This is a genomic window from Bacillus sp. 22483, assembly GCF_052044605.1.
GTDB classification, from domain to species: Bacteria; Bacillota; Bacilli; order Bacillales; family Bacillaceae; genus Bacillus; species Bacillus altitudinis.
The window spans coordinates 1-1,672 of sequence record NZ_JBQENU010000024.1 but is presented as its reverse complement, the minus strand read 5'-3'; the positions used below and the strand labels follow the sequence as shown (position 1 = coordinate 1,672).

Sequence of the window (1,672 nt, the reverse complement as noted above, 5' to 3'; positions counted from 1 at the left end):
CTTAGAAGTGAGAATGCCGGTATGAGTAGCGAAAGACGGGTGAGAATCCCGTCCACCGAATGCCTAAGGTTTCCTGAGGAAGGCTCGTCCGCTCAGGGTTAGTCGGGACCTAAGCCGAGGCCGAAAGGCGTAGGCGATGGACAACAGGTTGATATTCCTGTACCACCTCCTCACCATTTGAGCAATGGGGGGACGCAGGAGGATAGGGTAAGCGCGGTATTGGATATCCGCGTCCAAGCAGTTAGGCTGGGAAATAGGCAAATCCGTTTCCCGTGAAGGCTGAGCTGTGATGGCGAGCGAAATTTAGTAGCGAAGTTCCTGATTCCACACTGCCAAGAAAAGCCTCTAGCGAGGTGAGAGGTGCCCGTACCGCAAACCGACACAGGTAGGCGAGGAGAGAATCCTAAGGTGATCGAGAGAACTCTCGTTAAGGAACTCGGCAAAATGACCCCGTAACTTCGGGAGAAGGGGTGCTTCTTAGGGTGTTAAAGCCCCGAGAAGCCGCAGTGAATAGGCCCAGGCGACTGTTTAGCAAAAACACAGGTCTCTGCGAAGCCGTAAGGCGAAGTATAGGGGCTGACGCCTGCCCGGTGCTGGAAGGTTAAGAGGAGCGCTTAGCGTAAGCGAAGGTGCGAATTGAAGCCCCAGTAAACGGCGGCCGTAACTATAACGGTCCTAAGGTAGCGAAATTCCTTGTCGGGTAAGTTCCGACCCGCACGAAAGGCGCAACGATCTGGGCACTGTCTCAACGAGAGACTCGGTGAAATTATAGTACCTGTGAAGATGCAGGTTACCCGCGACAGGACGGAAAGACCCCGTGGAGCTTTACTGCAGCCTGATATTGAATGTTGGTACAGCTTGTACAGGATAGGTAGGAGCCTTGGAAACCGGAGCGCTAGCTTCGGTGGAGGCATCGGTGGGATACTACCCTGGCTGTATTGACCTTCTAACCCGCTGCCCTTATCGGGCAGGGAGACAGTGTCAGGTGGGCAGTTTGACTGGGGCGGTCGCCTCCTAAAATGTAACGGAGGCGCCCAAAGGTTCCCTCAGAATGGTTGGAAATCATTCGCAGAGTGTAAAGGCACAAGGGAGCTTGACTGCGAGACCTACAAGTCGAGCAGGGACGAAAGTCGGGCTTAGTGATCCGGTGGTTCCGCATGGAAGGGCCATCGCTCAACGGATAAAAGCTACCCCGGGGATAACAGGCTTATCTCCCCCAAGAGTCCACATCGACGGGGAGGTTTGGCACCTCGATGTCGGCTCATCGCATCCTGGGGCTGTAGTCGGTCCCAAGGGTTGGGCTGTTCGCCCATTAAAGCGGTACGCGAGCTGGGTTCAGAACGTCGTGAGACAGTTCGGTCCCTATCCGTCGCGGGCGCAGGAAATTTGAGAGGAGCTGTCCTTAGTACGAGAGGACCGGGATGGACGCACCGCTGGTGTACCAGTTGTTCTGCCAAGGGCATCGCTGGGTAGCTATGTGCGGACGGGATAAGTGCTGAAAGCATCTAAGCATGAAGCCCCCCTCAAGATGAGATTTCCCATTCCGCAAGGAAGTAAGATCCCTGAAAGATGATCAGGTTGATAGGTCTGAGGTGGAAGCGTGGTGACACGTGGAGCTGACAGATACTAATAGATCGAGGACTTAACCTATATTCTAATGTGAAAAATGAAC

1 rRNA gene is annotated in these 1,672 nt (G+C 54.2%); it reads left to right on the top strand.

What is annotated here, in order from left to right:
• Nucleotides 1–1,650 (top strand): 23S ribosomal RNA (locus tag ACTJJQ_RS19200); the annotation flags it as partial.
• Between the last annotated feature and the right edge of the window lie 22 nt (nt 1,651–1,672).